The 2,128-nt window shown below is 38.4% G+C and carries 2 protein-coding genes; one reads left to right on the top strand and one right to left on the bottom strand.

The window, feature by feature from the left end; all coding sequences use genetic code 11:
* Positions 1 to 85: 85 nt before the first annotated feature.
* Entirely contained in the window at positions 86 to 862 is a 777-nt protein-coding gene (locus AC52RT_RS06335; protein WP_495539965.1) for an STAS domain-containing protein, read from the bottom strand.
* A gap of 158 nt (positions 863 to 1,020) precedes the next feature.
* Here AC52RT_RS06335 and AC52RT_RS06330 point away from each other — a divergent pair, with 158 nt between their 5' ends.
* Positions 1,021 to 1,938 carry a CobW family GTP-binding protein gene (locus tag AC52RT_RS06330; protein ID WP_495539964.1) on the top strand — a complete coding sequence of 306 codons (918 nt, stop codon included), beginning with the start codon at positions 1,021 to 1,023 and terminating at the stop codon, positions 1,936 to 1,938.
* Positions 1,939 to 2,128: the final 190 nt, after the last annotated feature.

Below are 2,128 nucleotides of genomic sequence, written 5' to 3'. Positions count from 1 at the left end.
TGAGGAGGCTCACCGCCTGCCCGCGGAAAGCGAAACGCCTGGAATGGAAATCAACACCCCATTTTAGAAGATAAAAAAGCAGATTTTAGGGGTTCCTGGAGAATGAGACTCCTCGACGAGTCATAATTTCCTGAATAGCCTGCTGAACATGCAAATAAGTTTTCCAATGGAAATTAGATTTCGATATCGACGATGCCAATGGCGGAGAAACACCTACAATAAAGCACTCTGTCCCGGTTAATCGTAAGGACTGACCTATTTTATTAATGTAATAGCCGCTGCTTTCGTCAATTTCAGATAATGACGAAAGATCAAGCAGGAAAAATTCAGCTCTTTCTTCCACACATTTTTTTAAGATCGTTTCAAGTAACCGATCTGCACGCTCGTTTGTGAGATTTCCCAAAATAGGTATGGCAAGTACTGAATCCCATATTTTAAGAATCGGAGTAGATAATAGGGCAATGGTTTGCTCTTTTTCTCTTTCCCTTTGGGCTTTTTCTGTTACATCCAAAAGCATCAGGATATAACCTTGTTTTACTTGTTGTTTATTATAGATAGGCGCAATAACTGTTTCAGCCACATAGGAATTTTTAATGGTAACCACTGTACGGTGTGTATGATTCAATTCATGCATGATTTGTTTTTGATGCGCTGGATGGCTATGAAAAAAGTCCATATGCTTTCCTATTAGATTTTCATTTTCTGTAATCCCAAATAGAGGATGCAGCGGACCTAAGGTTTTTACTGCAGCATCGTTCATCCAAATGATTGTATGAGAAAGGTCTGCTATGATAATGGTTTCATCAATGTGTTCAAGAATATCAGTAAATTCAAGATCCGCTGGTACGTGTCCAATTGACATATAATATTCTCCTATTTAAAATCTCCAGGTGCCTTACTGGGATGAGTGTATTAAACAGCATACATAAGCTATCCTTTTTAAAAGGATTTTAACATGATATGATGTGTTTATCATATGATACACTCATAAGAATACTAATGTAAATGGGAGTTATTAAAATGACCAAAAGAACGGAAGTATATATTTTAGGGGGCTTTCTTGGAAGCGGAAAAACAACCCTGCTGAAACAAATTATTAATCAAGAAAACGAGGCCGGCAGAAAAACCGCAGTATTAATGAACGAGCTTGGCAATGTTTCTGTCGATACATCGATTCTCGGTGATGAAGTTCCTGTTAAGGAATTAATTGGCGGCTGTATTTGCTGTACCATTCAGGACAAGCTTGAAGCACAGCTCCAAGAATTACTGATTGAAGATTTAGATGCGATATACATTGAAACGACTGGTGCAGCACATCCTGTTGAAGTACTGGACGGAATTATGTCTCCATTATTTGCTGAACGTCTTGAATATAAAGGAATCATCACGGTTTTAGACTTGCTGAGATGGAAAGATCGGAGTGAACTCTCCCCACAACTCCGTCACCTGTTGGTTGAACAAATTCAACATGCTGACTTTATTCTATTGAATAAGCAGGATCTAGTTACTGAAATGGAAGCCAGTCAGCTTCTTTACTCTGTGCAAGCCATTAATTCAGGTGCGGTCATCTTATTGACTACTCAAGCAAAAGTATCTTTAGATAGCATTCGGAAGTTGAAAATGAAAGCAAAGGGTGTTCACCAAAAACTGGACGTTCACAATCATTTACATCTACAAGCGATTGTCCATACATTTACAAATCAGGTAGATCAGAATGAGTTTGAAAACTGGCTCAGAAGTCTTCCAGAAACGGTATACCGGATGAAAGGCTATGTTTCCTTCACGCATTCACCTTATCCCTGTCTTTTTCAATATTCCTATGGGATGCCGCTGTTTATGAATGAAATGATGAAAATGCCCTTAAATATGGTGATTATCGGCGAACAATTGAATGAAGTGCTGATTCATGATCAACTAATAGCTTTAGAGAGACAATAATACGTTTTCTTTTTCTCCTGACGGGTAAAAATAAGGCAACTCATTATCAATAAGGAGGTAATGATTTGCCCTGGTCAAAAAATGATTATCCACCCGCAATGAAAAATTTAGACGAAGATGTCAGAATGAAGGCAATTGAAATTGCTAATGCGTTGCTTGATGATGGGAATGACGAAGGCAAAGCAATCCC

This window comes from Peribacillus sp. (assembly GCF_059453735.1).
The sequence above is the reverse complement of the archived record's forward strand: the minus strand, read 5'-3'. Positions and strand labels throughout refer to the sequence as shown.